Source organism: Micromonospora sp. DT227, from assembly GCF_049841835.1.
In the GTDB taxonomy this organism is placed as follows: domain Bacteria; phylum Actinomycetota; class Actinomycetes; order Mycobacteriales; family Micromonosporaceae; genus Micromonospora.
In genome coordinates this window covers 1-407 of the sequence record NZ_JBNCLA010000064.1, presented here as the reverse complement: position 1 = coordinate 407, position 407 = coordinate 1, and the positions used below count along the sequence as shown (strand labels likewise).

1 pseudogene is annotated in these 407 nt (G+C 70.3%); it reads right to left on the bottom strand.

Going from position 1 to position 407, the window contains the following annotated elements:
- A pseudogene (locus ACLQ2W_RS33905) lies at positions 1-407 on the bottom strand (hypothetical protein); the annotation flags it as partial.

Genomic DNA, 407 nt, shown 5'->3' with positions numbered 1-407 from the left:
CGCGGCCAGGTCACTGCCATCGGTAGCACCGTGAGTGAGCACCACCAACCGGGAACCCTCCGTGCCCGGATCAGCCACCCAGTCCTGAACCCAACCCAACACCAACGCGCTCGCCGCGTGCGTAGCCTCGACAACGCCAACGGCGTCGCCCGGGGCTGGCAGTTCGGCGACCACGACGGGGGGCAGCTCACCCTCAACCTGCCCATGCCATGCCCAGACCGGTTCGGCAGCCGTCGGCGTGGTGTCGGGTTCGGCGTCCGGCAGCGGCACCCACTGCACCGTGAACAGTGACCGGGCCGCATCCGTTGCCCCGGCACCCAGTTGGTCGTCGGTCACCGGTCGCAGCACCAGCGAGTCCGCGGTCAGGACCGGCTGACCGGCGGTGTCAAACACCGCCACCGCGACAC